This window comes from Chitinispirillales bacterium (assembly GCA_031254455.1).
Classification (GTDB): Bacteria; Fibrobacterota; Chitinivibrionia; order Chitinivibrionales; family Chitinivibrionaceae; genus WRFX01.
Window position 1 is genome coordinate 29,369 of sequence record JAIRUI010000129.1, and the last position, 15,909, is coordinate 45,277.

The window sequence follows — 15,909 nt, forward strand, 5'->3', positions numbered from 1 at the left end:
AATGATTCCTAAACTTTCAATAATAACGGTAAATCTAAACAACAAGAACGGGCTTATCGACACAGCCAAAAGCGTAGTCGCTCAAACTTGGACCGATTACGAATGGATAATAATTGACGGCGGCTCGACGGACGGAAGCGTCGAAGTAATAAAAGAATACGCCGATAAAACCGATAAATTGGTCTATTGGTGCAGTGAACCTGACGGAGGAATTTATCAAGGAATGAACAAGGGAATTGAAAAAGCGAGCGGAGAATATTGCTGGTTTTTAAATTCCGGCGATTATGCTTACAAAAATACTACTCTTGCAGAAATTTTCGCTAATGAGTTTGATGAGGATATTGTGTATGGGGATGTTGAAATAAAAAGAATGGATGGCAGTTTTTTACTTCACAGACAAAAAGGAAAATTAACTTTGCCTCTTTTTGTATATGCAGGACCAGCACATCAGGGAATCTTGACAAAGCGAAAATTGTTAAACAGAATGGGACGATATAGCGAAAACTATAAAATAAGTGCTGATTGGGGATTTTATTTAAAATCAATACATAAAAATAACGCTTTGTGCAAAAAAATCCCGATTGTTTATTCGGTTGTTGTCAGCGGTGGTATAAGTAATTCGGAAAATTTTGAAAAAGAACATAAAAATGAAAGAAAACAGTTATTCAAAGAAATATTTCCGAATAATTATTTTTTCATTTATTTTTTTTGTTTTTTTAGCGAATTTTCATTTAGAAATAAATCATATTTGTTTAGAAAATTTTTTGCAAAGAAATTTTTTCATCGGAGCATTGATTAGTTATGCCTAAAATATCGGCTGTTATTCCTGTGTACAAAGTGGAAAGTTATCTTGCTCGCTGTATAGACAGTGTTCTTTCACAATCATTTGTTGATTTTGAGTGCATTTTGGTTGATGATGGGTCACCCGATAATTGTGGAAAAATCTGTGACGAATATGCCAAAAAAGACAAAAGAATAAAAGTAATTCATAAAGAAAACGGCGGAGTTTCTTTAGCTAGGAATATAGGTATAGACGTTTCGGAAGGTGAATGGGTTTGTTTTATAGACAGCGATGATTGGATTGAAAAAAACACATTAGAGATTATAGAGAAATATACAAATAACGACATATACGATGTTATTTGTTATGGGCTCAAACAATTTTTCGAAAAAACAAATAAAATTAAGAATATAAAATTAAAAAAGACAAATACATTTAAACAGTTTGCTGATTGTCCGTTGTATATGAATAGTCCGTCTAATAAACTTTTTAGAAAAAGTTTATTAGACGGACTTCAATTTAATCCATCTAAGCCTTATAGTGAAGATTTGGAATTTATTGTAAATATTATTGTAAAAACAAAAAAAATATGTTATTTGGAATATAATTTTTACACATATTATATAAATTCACAAAGTGCAACAAACAACGGATTGAAAGAAGAAAAAAAAGTTCAATGTTTAATTGATACCGTTAATAATATTTCTCGTTATGAGAACTTTGAGAAAGGGTTTCGAGAACTAATAAATTATCAAAAATGGTGTGTAAAATTTCGTTATTTAACACGTCCGTCAATCAGAGATATAAAAAAGTGTAAAGAAACTTATCCGGAAGTAAATAATAAAAATTTTTCATCAATGTTGGATTTTAGAAAAACAATGATTTCATTGTTATTGTTTTTTAGATTGGATTTTTTGGTAATGTTTTTTTCTAAAATTTGGTATAGGTAAAAGCTAAACATGATAACTTCTTTAATATTTTATTTTGGAATATTCATTACATCTGTTGGGAGTGCTTATGTATATGCCAAATCTAAAAATGCTAATAAGTACATAATATTCTTAATAATATCGTTTATATCAGCGTATATACCTGCCGCATTGCGATATGATGTAGGAGTTGACAATTTGGAGTATTTAAGATTATTCTACATGCTTAATGAAATTCCTGCCCCTGAAATTAAATTCCCAGATATTTTATTTAGCGAATATTTATACGTTTCTTTAAATAAAGTGATTTATTTTTTTGGGTTAGATGCTCAATGGTTTATTATAATAATGGCGTTCTTAACATATTTTATAATTTTTATTTCTTTTCCAAAAAGGTATTTACATATATTAGTCTTAATTCTTATGACGAATTTGTATTTTTTCTCGTTTAACGCTGTTAGGCAGGCACTGTCAATTGCTATTGTATTATATGCCGTTGCTTTATTTTTAGAAAAAAAATATATTAAAACCTATATTTTGCTCTTAATTGCGATTGGCTTCCACAAATCCTTTTTATTTTTTTTGCCGATATTTTTTTCTTTTCATTTTATAAAATTAAATAAACCAATTATGATTTTCATTACAATTGTTGGTTGCTTTTTAGCAAATTTTGTATTTAGGTTTAACTATATATTCAGTTTTCTGACAAATAGTGCTTGGGATACTAGTGCAAATGCTCTTTTTCTTGAAGAATATGGTATGACATTAGGAGTATTATTAAGAATTAGTTTAATAGTAATGCCTTTAATATATTGTGTTTTATTTAGCAGCAATAAAAGTGACAAACAGGATAAAACTCAAAATATACTGTTCTTATTGTTTCCGTTAATTTTAATCATGGAAATCTATGCTAAACAAATTTATCTTTTTGTACGTTTCTTGTCATCATTTGTTGCATTTTATCCGCTTTTTCTTATATATATTGTTGAAAACAAATGCAAATACAAAAAGTTATTTATATCATATATAGTAATTGGATATATATCCGTTTTCGGGATAAACATAGTTAAGAATCATAATGGAATAATTCCTTATCAGACTGTCTTAAGTAAATAAAAGGATAAATTTATGGCAGAATTAATATTTCTATATTTTGGAACAAAAGGAGCTTTCCCTGTTTATTCTTTTCAAATGGTTTCGGCTTTGGCTGAAAAAAAATGTAAAACGACTTGTTATATTTCCGAATATTGTGAAAATTTGCAAAATTGGCTGAGTTTGCAGGACAAATTTCCCGATTTTATAAAAGTGATAACAGTTAAAACATACAAGAATAAAATAGAATATTTAATAAACTCTCTGAATGTTTTTAATTTTATTAAGATCGCAAAAAAAATAGAAAAAGAAGAAGCGGAAAATATATACATTCCAGGAATTTCGTTGTGGACTCCGATAATTGTATTGTTTGTAAAAAACAAAAAAATTATAACAACAATTCACGATCCTGCAATGCACAAAGGTGAAAAAAATCTTGCGATACAGTTTTTATATGATTGTTTAATAAAAAAATCTGATAAGATAATAGTGTTGAGCAAAAAATTTATTGATGAAATTTCCGAAAACTACGGTATTGATAAAAAAAATATTTACCATATTCCACACGCAAATTTTAATTATTATAAAAAAAATACCGAATTGCAAGAAAAAATATATTATAAAATATTATTTTTTGGACGGATTATCGCATATAAAGGGTTGATTGTTCTATTAAAAGCAATGGAGATTGTGGTTGCAAGAAAACCTCAAATTAAATTAAGGATAGCGGGAAACGGTGAAATTACAAACGAGGAAAAAATACTGATAGAAAAGTTAAAAAATAATATTGAGTATCTGAATAAATGGATAAAAGACGAGGAATTTTCTGAATATTTTCAAGATATTGATGCCTCCGTTTTACCTTATGTTGAAGCAACACAGTCAGGTATTATTCCGCTATCTTATAGTTTTGGCAAACCTGTGATTGCTACAAATGTGGGCGCATTATCGGAACAAATATTTCCCGATACGGGAATTATCGTTGAGCCGAATGATGAAAAGTCTCTATCGGAAGCAATATTATCTATTTATTATGACGAAAAACATTTATTAAGAATGGGTAAAAAATCTTTTGAAACAGCAAACGAAATTTTATCTTGGGAACATTCTGCAGAATTATTGTTAAATATTTTATTGAATAACAAACAAGGAGCGATAAATTGAGCAAAAAAATAATTTTTTCTGCGAATAGTTTATGGTTTTTGTATAACTTTTATGGTGGATTGATAAAAGAATTTCAAAAACTCAACTACGAAATCATAGTAGTCGGCAAAAAAGATAAAACCGTTCCGTTTTTTAAAGATATGGGGGTTTTGGTAATAGAAATTCCATTTGCAAGCAAAAGTGGAAACCCGTTAAAAAATTTGAGTATTTTGTTTAGTTATATAAAGATCTTCAAAAAGACAAAACCGGTTTCCGTGTTGAATTTTACAATAAAAGCAAATGTTTATGGTGCAATTGCTGCAAGATTGTTTTCCATTCCATGTATAAATACACAGCCTGGTTTAGGGACTGTTTTTATGTATAATAATTTTGTTTCGTTTGTAGCAAAAATGATGTATAAATTTACACAAAATTACCCCAGAAAAATATTTGTCTTAAACAATGAAGATTATGATTTACTGGTAAATAGCAAATTAGTGCCAAAGGAAAAGACTGAAATTATTCGTGGTTCCGGAATTGACATAGAGAAATTTTCCCCTGTACAATGCAGGGATAAAACGGAAAAAGAGTTTCGGCTTTTGTATATAGGAAGAATATTGAAAGACAAAGGTATTTACGAGTTGATAGAGGCATTGCGAATGTTAAAAAAAGAAGAATTTAAAATTTCTTGTAAGTTCGTAGGTTTTGTTGATGCCGATAACGTTTCTGCGGTTTCTATTGGTGAAATAAGAAATTGGGAAAAAGAAGAGCTGATTAAATACGAAGGTTCTACAAACGATGTTCGTCCGTTTATATCTGATAGCGATGTTGTTGTTTTACCATCATTTTATCGTGAAGGTTTGCCGCAAAGTTTAATGGAAGCGTCGGCAATGGAAAAAATAATTATTGCGACAAATGTTCAAGGTTGTAAAGATGTTGTTTCTGACGGATATAATGGGTATCTCTGCGAAGCTAAAAACTCAAAGAGTTTGTGTGAAGCAATAAAAAAAGTGCTTATAATGCCACAAGAGAAGCGTATTGAAATGGGCAAAAACGGGCGAAAATATGTAAGTCAAAGATTTGAAAAATCAATAATCTACAAAAACTATTTAGATTTGGTGAAAACATTCTGAAAATGGATGGAGATGACTATATACATCTTTACACAAAACATCCTCTAATTGAACTATATGATAATGGCATATAATAGTTTGTGAAAAAAACAAGAGGAAGCATACATTGATAAAACAACTATTTAAAGAATATAATAAAAAACTATCTGTATTTTTTGCGATTTTGAAATATTCAAAACTACGTAAAATCGGGGATTTAACAATAATTTCCAACAATTGCATTGCTGGATTTTTATACCAAAAATATGGGTTAAAATATTGTTCCCCAACAATAGGATTACAATTTCCACAAAACGACTTTGTAAAATTTTGTTCAAACTTTAAACACTATCTTAATTGTGAACTTGAAGAAAGCATAGATCAAAAACAAGATATTTTTAAAGAGGACTTAGGAGGAGGAAAGGTTGATTTCCCGGTTGGAAAAATTGATGACATAATTATATACTTTCAACATTTTAAGGATTTTTCCGAAGCAAAGAATAAATGGGAAGCAAGAAAAAATAGAATTAATTACAATAAATTGTTTTTTGTATTTGTCGCATATGATAATACATCGGCAGATATTTTAAAAGAATTTGAACGGTTGCCCATTAAAAATAAAATAATAATAACAAATAAAGAACGCTCCACCCCCCCCCCCCCGCTAATTCTTCAGTATATTTTGCTTTAAACAACGGATCAAATCCCTGGTATAGCAAAATCGGCAATAAAGTTTTCAATAAAAAATACTACGAAAAATATAATTTTTATAAATGGTTTATAAAAAATGACGCTTAAATTTAGAGTTCTCCGTATTCTATTTCATAACTTCCTCATATTTTGTGTAAAATTGTATATAATTGTCTGGATGGAATTATTGAGAATAAATAAAGGATTCAAGATAAGTTAAGCGTTGTGCATATAATTCCTATTGTTTTCTTTCTTGCAAAACTTTATTTGTTAACAAAAATAAGTAGAAATAACAAAGAGATATTGTGGAGTTTGACTAATGGTGTTGCCATAAATGTTGCAAATGGAACATGTCTGATAATTGTTGAAGTGAGAGGATTTAGCGGAAAGATATACAAATGCTTGGCGAAGTTGAGAGTGTAAAAATGATAAAAATGGCTTACGATTCAAAATTAAGAAAAAATCTTTTGAACAAATAGTATTTTCTCTTCAAAACCGCAAACAAAAGGAAAGCCGATGGACGAAAAAAATAACTTCATTTACGATAAAGAACGCCATGGCAAAAATAATCCAAGACCATTAAAGAATTCTTAGCAACCGATATTTTCCACAAAGGCGTTGTCCAAAAATACATTGTAGAAAGATGAAAAGCAGCGAACTTCCGGAGGTTACAAAAAATATTTAACCATTTATGATAGAGGAGGACTTGTGATAAAAAAAACAAATAATCGTGAAATAATCATCTATAATACCGATGACGGCAAGACCTCGGTTAGTTTGATGACAAGAGACGGTAATGTATGGCTCAATCAAAATAATTTAGCTGAACTTTTTGACACCTCAAAGCAAAATATCAGTCTGCATATAATTAATATACTTAAAGAGAAAGAATTGGACATAAATTCAGTTGTCAAGGATTACTTGACAACTGCCGCCGACGGCAAAAATTATAACGTTACTTTTTACAGTCTAGATATGATACTTGCTATTGGGTTTAGAGTGCGAAGTAAACGCGGAACGCAATTTAGACAATGGGCAAATCGCAACCTGAAAGAGTATATGATAAAAGGTTTTGTGATGGATGATGAACGCTTTAAAAATCCTGATGGACGTCCTGACTATTACGATGAACTTTTAGAGCGAATTCGTGATATAAGGGCTTCTGAAAAGCGGTTTTATCAAAAAATAAGAGATTTGTTCGCCTTATCAAGCGACTACGATACGACAGATAAAGCAACGCAAATGTTTTTTGCCGAAACACAGAATAAATTATTGTACGCCGTTACTCAAAAAACAGCCGCCGAAATTGTGATTTCACGCGCCGATGCTTTGCAGCCCAATATGGCGCTTACAAGTTGGAAAGGCAAAATTGTACGCAAACAGGATATTTACATTGCCAAAAACTACTTGACCGAAGATGAATTGGACAGTTTGAATCGTTTGGCGATAATCTTTTTGGAAGTCGCCGAATTGCAAGCAAAAGACAGAAAAGATATTACCATGAATTTTTGGCGTGAAAATGTGGACAGCATTATTACCTTCAATAAAAAAAATTTGCTTCATGGAAAGGGAAGCGTAAGTAACGAACAAATGGGAAATATTGTTGATGATGTATATGATAATTTTAATAAAAAAAGAAAACATATTGAGCTTCAACAAGCCGATGTCGCAGATATGGAAGAATTAAAACACTGGGAAGTAAAAATTAAAACATCAAAATCAAAATGATAGAAAACTATGTTAATTTCTTGATTTCTTAAATGAAGGGCTGCGATGGTTCACGGTTTACGTAGGCTTTATAAAGAGTGAAGCGAAAAATGAGTATGAGAGTGAAAAAACGATATAAAAACGTTTACTTGAAAAACTACGTTTATTCGTTTTCCAAATAGTATTTTCTCTTCAAAACCGCAAACAAAAGGAAAGCCGATGGACGAAAAAAATAACTTCATTTACGAAATAATCCGTGAGGATCTGGCAAACGGGAAACACTCCGAAATTATTACAAGATTTCCTCCCGAACCCAACGGTTATTTGCACATCGGACACGCAAAAGCGCTTTGCGTTGATTTTGGCGCGGCGCAATATTTCGGCGGAAAATGTAATTTGCGTATGGACGATACCAATCCCGACAAAGAAGATACGGAATTTGTCGACGCTATTCAGGAAGACATAAAATGGCTTGGGTTTAACTGGAGCGGTTTCTTTTATGCGTCGGATTATTATCAGAAAATGTTTGAAGCGGCGATAGAATTGATTGAAAAAGGACTTGCGTTTGTCTGCGATTTGTCTGTCGAGCAAATAAGGCAATATCGCGGAACGCTCACACAAGCGGGTAAAGAAAGTCCGAATCGCTGTCGCGGCGTCGAAGAAAACAAAAAGTTATTTTTGGCTATGAAAAACGGTGAGTTTGAAGAAGGACGAAAGGTTCTTCGAGCCAAAATCGATATGTCGTCGCCCAACATAAATATGCGCGATCCGGTAATTTACAGAATCTTAAAAACCAAACATCACCGCACGGGCGGCGAATGGTGCGTTTATCCTATGTATGATTTTGCTCATCCGATTGAAGACGCTATGGAAAAAGTAACGCATTCGCTTTGTTCATTAGAATTTGAAGACCATCGTCCGCTGTATAACTGGGTTATTGAGAATACGACGCTTCCTGCAAAACCGCGTCAGATTGAGTTTGCGCGCTTGAATTTGACATATACGGTTATGAGCAAGCGCAAATTGCGCAAATTAGTCGAAGAAAAATTTGTCTCGGGATGGGACGACCCGCGTATGCCGACTTTGTGCGGAATGCGTAAAAGAGGCTATCCTGCGGCGGCGATTCGCGATTTTACCGACAGAATCGGACTTGCAAAGCGCGACAGCGTCGTGGATTTTGCGTTGCTTGAATACTGCGTTCGCGAAAATCTCAACAAATCGGCGATTCGGCTTATGGGCGTTTTAGACCCGATTAAAGTAATTATCGAAAATTATCCCGAAGGAAAAATCGAATATTTGGACGCTATAAACAATCCTGAAGACGAAAATGCGGGTGTTCGCAAAGTTGCGTTTTCACGTGAAATTTATATTGAGCGCGAGGATTTTATGGAAGACGCGCCCAAAAAATTTTATCGACTGACACTGAATTCGGAAGTACGGCTGCGTTATGCGTATTTTATTAAATGTACGAAAGTTGTAAAAAATGAAAACGGCGATATTGTTGAATTGCGGGCGGCTTACGATCCTGCGACTAAAGGCGGAGACGCGCCGGACGGACGAAAAGTAAAATCTACTATTCATTGGGTAAACGTTGAGACGTCAAAAACTGCGACGATAAACCTTTACGACCAGTTATTTATCAAAGAAAATCCCGAAGACGGACAGGACGGACAGGATTTTACGGCAAATATAAATCCGGATTCTCTTAAAGTAATCACAAACGCGAAAGTCGAGTCGGCGGCGCAAGATTTGAGCGGAAACGCGGCGTTTCAGTTTGAACGAAAGGGCTATTTTGTGCGCGATGTTTCGGCGAAAAACGACGAATTGGTATTTAACAGAACGGCTACGTTGAAAGACGCCTGGGTGAAAACGCTCAAAAGCGAAGGGGAAAATCTCGGTACCAGCCGTTGATATTTTCGGCGCAAAATTGGAAGTGAAACGGAGTTTCTTTTTGAACGCGGATTTCTATTTCGACGATATCGCCTTGTGAAACTCCCGACAAAAGAGAAAAATTCGTCCATTTTTCCGATTTGAAATCTAAATATTTCGCTTGACTTGTAATTTCTTTTGTCGCAGGTGAAACATAATTCCATTTATTTTTATTTTCTGCGGTTTTTATATGGCTTCGTATCGAAAAATTTCCAAATCCGCGAACAGCCATCTCAAGATTCTTGTAGTCTTTATCGGCAATCGCAATAATTTTTGCAACCGTCGCCGTAGAAGTAATTTTCTTTCCGTTCAATTCGTAAATCGCAAAGTTCTCGGGAGTATTTTGTACGAATTTTAATTCGGCAATCGCGTGTGTCGTTATCCAGCCGTTTAAGCCGATTTCGTTAGTGAATTTCGGATTTTGCAAAACTTTTTCGTTTGTAATTTTTGCGGCTACGGGCAAATGATCGGAATATCCGCTGTTGTAATGAATTCCCGATTCTCGATTGTATTGCCAATTGTAAGGCTTCCCGCCTTTGATAATTTCGGGAATCAAAAAATGCGAAAAACTTCCCCAGACATAACGCCAGCCAATCGTGTCGGTCATGTTTTGCGGGAACAAAATGTGATCAAGCGAATTTTTGTTTCCCTTGAAAATATAACTCCATCTTTCGTCTGAAGCGACTTCTATCCAAGGGTCAAAATGTTCGTTTGCGTTGAGCGGCGCAAGAGAAATTTCCGGTTTTTCGCCGATATTGTTACGAAACGTTTTAAGGATATGATTTATGCCGGTTTTCCCGTTTGAATCGTCTAGTTCCTGCGATAAAGTTTTTGCAAATTCGTCAAAATCGCTGTTAAAATCGCCGGCAATGTAATATTCATATTTTTCGGCGAGCGAATCAATGGCTGTTTTGCATACGTTTGTCGCTTTAATCCGTTCTGATTCGCAGTGCCCTTTGGACGGGAAATGTACTGAAAAAACCGAAATCGTATCTTTATCGACGGCGATGTCGCAGCGCATGACCGGACGCAAGTTTACAACGGAATACCGATATGTGTTTACAATCGGATATTTGGACAAAAGCCCGATTCCTACAGCCTGGTTCGGATTTTTTACAAAAGCGCCGTGCAAATATTTAACGCCGTCTTTTTTCAACTGTGTTTTCAGTTCGTTAATAACCGTTTGGCTTTCAACTTCTTGCAGCGAAATAATATCGGCGTTTATTTTTGATATAACGAAAGAAATATTTCTTAATTTGGTTTTATAAGACGTTAAATTCCATTTGCCTGGAACGTAAGCGTCGTATTCGGCGCCGTCATTGTTCAAATCGAAAAAATTCTCGACGTTGTAAGAGGCTATAGTCAGCGTTTTTGAGAGAATCGTCTTACAAATCAGCAAAGAAATTATAAATAATTTGGCGTATCTCATAGATTTCGGCTTGCCCCGTCTGTTAAAAATTTCTTTTTAAAATAATATTTGGGGAAATAATACGGAGTTTATAAAGGAAAAGGTATTTTCGTTTTTATTTTGTTTGACGACAATAAAAATAGTATATTTGTTTGCAAAATGAAAAAAGTATCTCATGAGAATTTTATGAAGAATGAATTAAAACCGAACAAAACTATTAGCGGATTTGAACGGCTTAACATAGATAAACGGGTATTGACCGCAATATTTTCTACCGGATATGCGACTCCGACAACCGTACAGCAAGAGGTTATTCCGCCTGCCGTGCAAGGACGTGACATTATCGCTTGTGCGCCTACTGGAACGGGCAAAACAGCCGCTTTTTTGATTCCTATTATTGATTTTATCGTAAAAAACCCGCAAAAAACGACTAACGGTAAAATTCGCGCTTTAATTCTTTCCCCGACAAGCGAGCTTGCGTTTCAAACGCGTGATTTTGCTTTGAAATTGTCGGATTTATTAAACATAAAGATAACCGTAATAGTTGGAAAATCGGGAATTTCTATGCAGATGCAGGAACTTAGATCGGGGACGGATATTGTAATAGCGACGCCGGGAAGAGCGTTGGAACTCGTTTTGCGAAACGAATTGCTTGCCGGTTCCGCCGAAATTTGCGTAATCGACGAAACCGATAGAATGACCGATATGGGTTTTATCGGCGACGTTTCAAAGTTGGTAGAAAAATTATCGTTTGAGTGTCAAATTATGTTTTTTTCGGCGACAGTTAATAAAATAAGCGCAAAGATAGCCGGGAAAGCGTCTCGTGAGCCGATTGTAATCGACATCACAAAAACTATAGGCAAATCGTTTGTTAAAATTCCGGAAAATATTGCGTTGAATATCGTTTATGTAGAAAAAGACAAGAAAAGGAAAACGCTTTTGTATTTGATCGACGAATTGAAGAAACAAAAAATAATTGTGTTTGTCGACTCAAAATCAATCGCCGCCGCGGTTTCAAAAGAAATAACGCAAAAGGGTTTTGAATGCGTCTGCGTCCATTCGGATAAGGCGATTGTCGAACGGAATTATTTGATTGAAAAATTTACAAAAGGAAATGTAAAAATTTTAGTCGCGACCGATATTGCCGCACGCGGATTAGATTTTCCTGACGCAAACGTTGTAATTTCTTTAAATATTGCGTCTTCTGCGACGCTTTTAGTTCACAGAATCGGAAGAACGGGACGAATGGGAAAAAGCGGAAAAGCGTTTTGCTTCTGCTGTGCGCAAGAACGTTTTAAATGGTACGAATTTATGCGGGAAATCGAATGCGAATGCGAAGTGTTTCCGTATCATCCGTTTCACAGCGAAAAAATTGAAAATATGACTATCGACGAAGCGAAAGAATTCGCCCCGAAAACTAAAAAAAGAGAAGTCGAAAATCCTGACGAAATTTTTGCAGAGAAATTTAACAAAAAGCAAAAAGAAATTGAAAACAAAGAAGCGGCGGCGATTGCTAAAAAAATCGTTAAAAGAAAAGCGCATAAAAGGTATATTGAACAAAAATACGGGAAGAAAGAAACGGGAAAAGGGAAACATAAAGGTTTGGCTAACAGAAAACGAAAAGGATAAAAATGAAAAAAAAAATATATTTTATGATAGTTATAATATGTTGCCTCTCTTATATTTCTTGCGCTAAGCGAATTTTGCCTTCGGGAGGCGAAGGCGATAAAATTTCACCGAAAATAGTTAGTGTTTTTCCCGCCGACCGATCCGTATCGGTTGCCAAAAGTCAAGAAATTACGGTACATTTTTCTGAATGGATAGACGCCAAAAGCGTACAAAAGGGGATTATAATTTCACCTTATACTGATTTTTCGACAAAAATAAAAGGAAAAACGTTGCAAATGATTCCTAAAACGCCGTTAAAAGAAAACACTTCGTATCATTTGTCTTTTTTGAGTGAAATATCCGATTATTCAAACAATACGCTTGATGAAACTCAAACGATAATTTTTTCGACCGGAAATTTTATCGATACGGCATATGTGGAAGGGCGAATATTTTTTGAGAAACACGATGCAATTCTTCCTAAAGTCGCGCTTTTTTTTGAAAACAGGGCGATCGCGGGCGACTCGGTTTTGCTTTCGTCTTCCGATTACATTGTTCAAGCGGATTCTTCCGGATATTTTAAGTTTAACTGCATTTCGGAAGAAAAATACAGGATTATCGCTTTTATAGATAAAAATCGCGATAATAAAATAACGCCTCTTGAGCCGATTTTTATTTCCGAAACCCAGACGATTAATACGCAAAATTTTGTAGAATTATTACCGGCGGTTTGCGATACTGCGCAAAATGGAATATCTGATTTGTCAGCGATTTCTCCAGCCATTTTATTGATTAAGTTCAAACGCTTTTCTGAAGAAATTATGTTTGATTCTTTGAAAATATTTAGTTTGCGGGATACAAAAGATATACGTATAGAAAAAATAGAGAAAATTCACGATATGCCCGTTGTCGCCGTTTTTTTGATTGACAGCTTGCAAAACAGTTCGTACTTATTTGAGATGAAATCGAAAAAAAATTATGTAAACGACGGGGATTCAATATTTTGCGATACCGTTAAATTTAACGGGACAACCTTTTGCGACACTATAAAATTAGCATATCTTGACAGTTTGTTTTCAATAAAAACGAAAAACGAAGTTGAAAGCGACAGCGTTGCGTTTTGTCCGAAATTATCGTGGAATTTTTTTGGGGAATTTCCGCAAAATCCGCTTTGGGAGATAAAAAGCGCAAAGTCCAAACTTTATTATACAAATGAAAATTTTATAGAAAACATTCCTGAAGGGAAATACACGATTTCACTTATAGACGATAAAAATCAAAACGGGAAGCATGATTTGGGAACTCTTTTTCCGTTTGCATGCGGTGAGAAAAAAATTTCGTTCTTTGATACTCTTGTCGTCCGTGAAAGATGGGAAGCCGAGTACGACATAAGAATAGAAAATCAATAAGAGTTTTTATATCTCATAATAATCGTATCCGTCGCCGTATTTGAGAACGGATTTATAAACCGTGTTTTCGGCTTTACGATAAACTTGAGAGTACGGTTCTACCGATTTTGTTATCAACGCGTTTCCGCCGATTACCGACCCGCGTCCGATAATCGTTTCTCCGCCAAGAATTACCGCTCCCGAATAAATGATTACGTTATCTTCAACGTCGGGATGGCGTTTTTTGCCTTGAAATCTGTTGTTTTCACGGTCGTAAGGCGAAAACGCACCCAAAGTTACGCCGTGATAAATAGTTACGTTATCGCCGATTCGACACGTTTCGCCGATTATTACTCCTGTGCCGTGATCAATAAAAAATCCTTTGCCGATTTGTGCGCCTGGGTGAATATCAATTCCGGTTTTGCTATGGGCGCGTTCCGTCATCACCCTTGGAATTACCGGTATGTCAAGCTGGTATAATTTGTGCGCGACGCGGTAAGTCGCGACCGCTTCGACGTAAGGATAAGATAAAATTATTTCGTGATAGGACTTGCTTGCAGGGTCGCCGTCGTGCCCTGACTTAATGTCTTCAATGAGCGTTTCGCGAATCTCGGGAAGCGACTTTATCAGTTCAATACCCGCATTTTGCGCTTTTTCTTCGCAAGAGCAATTTTCTTTGCAGTTTTTCGAGCGGTGAAATTTTAGAACTTCGTAAATTTGCTGAGATAAATCTCTGCAAATCGTTTCGAGAATATTTGTGATATATTCGTTAAGATTGGTTTGAGATATAGGTATTTGACTATAAATTCCCGGAAACAGCGCCGCAAGAATATCGTTAAGCGTTTTATATAAATTGTCGCGTCCGGTGACGGTAATTTTTTCATCGCTTTCGGTTTTGTAGGCAAAACGAACTTTTTTTTCTAATTTTTTTGCAATTTCAGGCAGCGCCGAGCAAATCCAATCGTCTAAATTTTGCGGCATTTTTTACTCAAAATCCACGGTTATCAATTTTCTATCCGGCTTCAACAGCGCGTATTTTACATTAGATGCGTCAAACATTCTTTTCGACGCTCTTATACTGTCGGTTTCGCCGTATTTGTCGTTCAAATAGATAACTTCGTTTATTCCCGACTGAATAATGATTTTTGCACATTCGTTGCACGGAAAAAGGGTGGCGAAAATTTTGCAGCCGGTAAGTTTTTCAGTAGAATTTAACACGGCGTTCAGTTCCGCATGAGCGACAAACACATATTTTGTGTCGAGCGTATTCCCGTCTCTTCCCCAGGGAAATTCATCGTCGCTACAACCGCGGGGAAATCCGTTGTATCCTACTCCTACGATACGGTTTTGCGGATTTACTATGCACGCCCCCACCTGCGTATTCGGGTCTTTGCTTCGTTGCGCCGAAAGCAGCGCTATCCCCATAAAATATTCGTTCCAAGAAATGTAATCGTTACGTTTTGTCATAATTTTTCCTTTTAGATTTACTTAATTTCATCAAGCATTTTTATACGTTTTTCGTGACGTCCGCCCTCATATTCGGTATCAAGCCAAGCAATGATTATTTTTTTAGCCTCGTCAAAATTCGTAAATCTTCCTCCCAAAGCCAAAATGTTGGCATTGTTGTGCATACGAGATATTTTTGCGTAATCGACACTGTGACAAAGCGCCGCCCGTACTCCTTTTATTCGGTTTGCGGCAATCGAAATTCCAATTCCCGAACCGCAAATAATTATTGCGCCGTCACAAACTTTGTCTGCAACCGCCCGCGCCGCTTTTTCTCCGTAAATCGGATAATCGACGCTTTCCTCGCTGTCGCATCCGCCGTCGGTTATTTCAATATTTCGGCTCTTTAAAAAATTGATAAGTTCTTGCTTAAGTTTGTATCCGCCGTGGTCGCTTGCGACCATTATTTTCTTGAACGTCATAAAAATTCCATTTCAAAGTTTCTCTGTAAAAATACTTTTCGGCAAAAAAGAAAAGCGAGACTATGCGCCGTGTTTATTCCCCGAAAACTATTTTGTTTTTAATCATTTCCTCGCGCGATTTTATTTTCAGTCTAAGGTATTCCATGGGTCTGTCGCCTTTTATTCTGTTGCAAGAGCCGCACAATAACTGATAG

At 35.2% G+C, this 15,909-nt stretch carries 14 protein-coding genes; 10 read left to right on the top strand and 4 right to left on the bottom strand.

All coding sequences use genetic code 11. The annotated features are described in order from the left end of the window. Position 1: 1 nt before the first annotated feature. From LBH98_10395 to LBH98_10430, 8 genes are all read left to right on the top strand, one after another. Positions 2–799, top strand: coding sequence for a glycosyltransferase (locus tag LBH98_10395; GenBank protein ID MDR0305154.1), 798 nt, complete (start codon positions 2–4; stop codon positions 797–799). A gap of 2 nt (positions 800–801) precedes the next feature. After that, positions 802–1,731, top strand: coding sequence for a glycosyltransferase (locus LBH98_10400; GenBank protein ID MDR0305155.1), 930 nt, complete (start codon positions 802–804; stop codon positions 1,729–1,731). A 9-nt stretch (positions 1,732–1,740) separates the two neighbouring features. After that, positions 1,741–2,826, top strand: coding sequence for an EpsG family protein (locus tag LBH98_10405; GenBank protein MDR0305156.1), 1,086 nt, complete (start codon positions 1,741–1,743; stop codon positions 2,824–2,826). Between the two features lie 12 nt (positions 2,827–2,838). Continuing rightward, the gene (locus LBH98_10410; protein ID MDR0305157.1) at positions 2,839–3,966 is read left to right on the top strand and encodes a glycosyltransferase; all 1,128 of its coding nucleotides are present in this window, start codon (positions 2,839–2,841) and stop codon (positions 3,964–3,966) included. Beyond that, positions 3,963–5,078: a glycosyltransferase family 4 protein gene (locus LBH98_10415; GenBank protein ID MDR0305158.1), complete on the top strand. Its 1,116-nt coding sequence runs from the start codon at positions 3,963–3,965 to the stop codon at positions 5,076–5,078. Before LBH98_10410 ends, LBH98_10415 begins: the two co-directional genes overlap by 4 nt. Before the next feature lie 106 nt (positions 5,079–5,184). Continuing rightward, positions 5,185–5,748, top strand: a complete 564-nt coding sequence (locus LBH98_10420; GenBank protein ID MDR0305159.1) for a DUF1919 domain-containing protein — start codon at positions 5,185–5,187, stop codon at positions 5,746–5,748. Between the two features lie 707 nt (positions 5,749–6,455). Further along, positions 6,456–7,475 (top strand): virulence RhuM family protein, encoded by a 1,020-nt coding sequence (locus LBH98_10425; protein MDR0305160.1) that lies wholly within the window; start codon positions 6,456–6,458, stop codon positions 7,473–7,475. 198 nt (positions 7,476–7,673) lie between these two features. Beyond that, complete coding sequence (locus LBH98_10430; GenBank protein ID MDR0305161.1) at positions 7,674–9,365, top strand: glutamine--tRNA ligase/YqeY domain fusion protein; 1,692 nt, start codon at positions 7,674–7,676, stop codon at positions 9,363–9,365. On the opposite strand, the gene LBH98_10435 is transcribed toward LBH98_10430, so the two are convergent. After that, a complete protein-coding gene (locus LBH98_10435) occupies positions 9,328–10,812 on the bottom strand; it encodes a hypothetical protein (GenBank protein MDR0305162.1) in 1,485 nt (494 codons plus the stop codon). The two genes, LBH98_10430 and LBH98_10435, sit on opposite strands and share 38 nt — an antisense overlap. Positions 10,813–10,977: 165 nt before the next feature. Between LBH98_10435 and LBH98_10440 the strand changes: the two genes are divergently transcribed. Both LBH98_10440 and LBH98_10445 read left to right on the top strand, forming a co-directional pair. Continuing rightward, positions 10,978–12,420: a DEAD/DEAH box helicase gene (locus tag LBH98_10440; GenBank protein MDR0305163.1), complete on the top strand. Its 1,443-nt coding sequence runs from the start codon at positions 10,978–10,980 to the stop codon at positions 12,418–12,420. 2 nt (positions 12,421–12,422) lie between these two features. Beyond that, entirely contained in the window at positions 12,423–13,808 is a 1,386-nt protein-coding gene (locus LBH98_10445) for an Ig-like domain-containing protein (protein MDR0305164.1), read from the top strand. 6 nt (positions 13,809–13,814) lie between these two features. Here LBH98_10445 and LBH98_10450 read toward each other — a convergent pair whose 3' ends face one another. Genes LBH98_10450 through rpiB form a run of 3 tightly spaced genes read right to left on the bottom strand, consistent with a single transcriptional unit; the run spans position 13,815 to position 15,715 of the window. Next, on the bottom strand, positions 13,815–14,768 hold the full coding sequence (locus LBH98_10450; protein ID MDR0305165.1) for a hypothetical protein: 954 nt from the start codon (positions 14,766–14,768) through the stop codon (positions 13,815–13,817). A 3-nt stretch (positions 14,769–14,771) separates the two neighbouring features. Next, positions 14,772–15,254, bottom strand: a complete 483-nt coding sequence (locus LBH98_10455; protein ID MDR0305166.1) for a dCMP deaminase family protein — start codon at positions 15,252–15,254, stop codon at positions 14,772–14,774. Positions 15,255–15,271: 17 nt separating this feature from the next. Beyond that, positions 15,272–15,715 carry a ribose 5-phosphate isomerase B gene (gene rpiB, locus LBH98_10460; GenBank protein MDR0305167.1) on the bottom strand — a complete coding sequence of 148 codons (444 nt, stop codon included), beginning with the start codon at positions 15,713–15,715 and terminating at the stop codon, positions 15,272–15,274. Between the last annotated feature and the right edge of the window lie 194 nt (positions 15,716–15,909).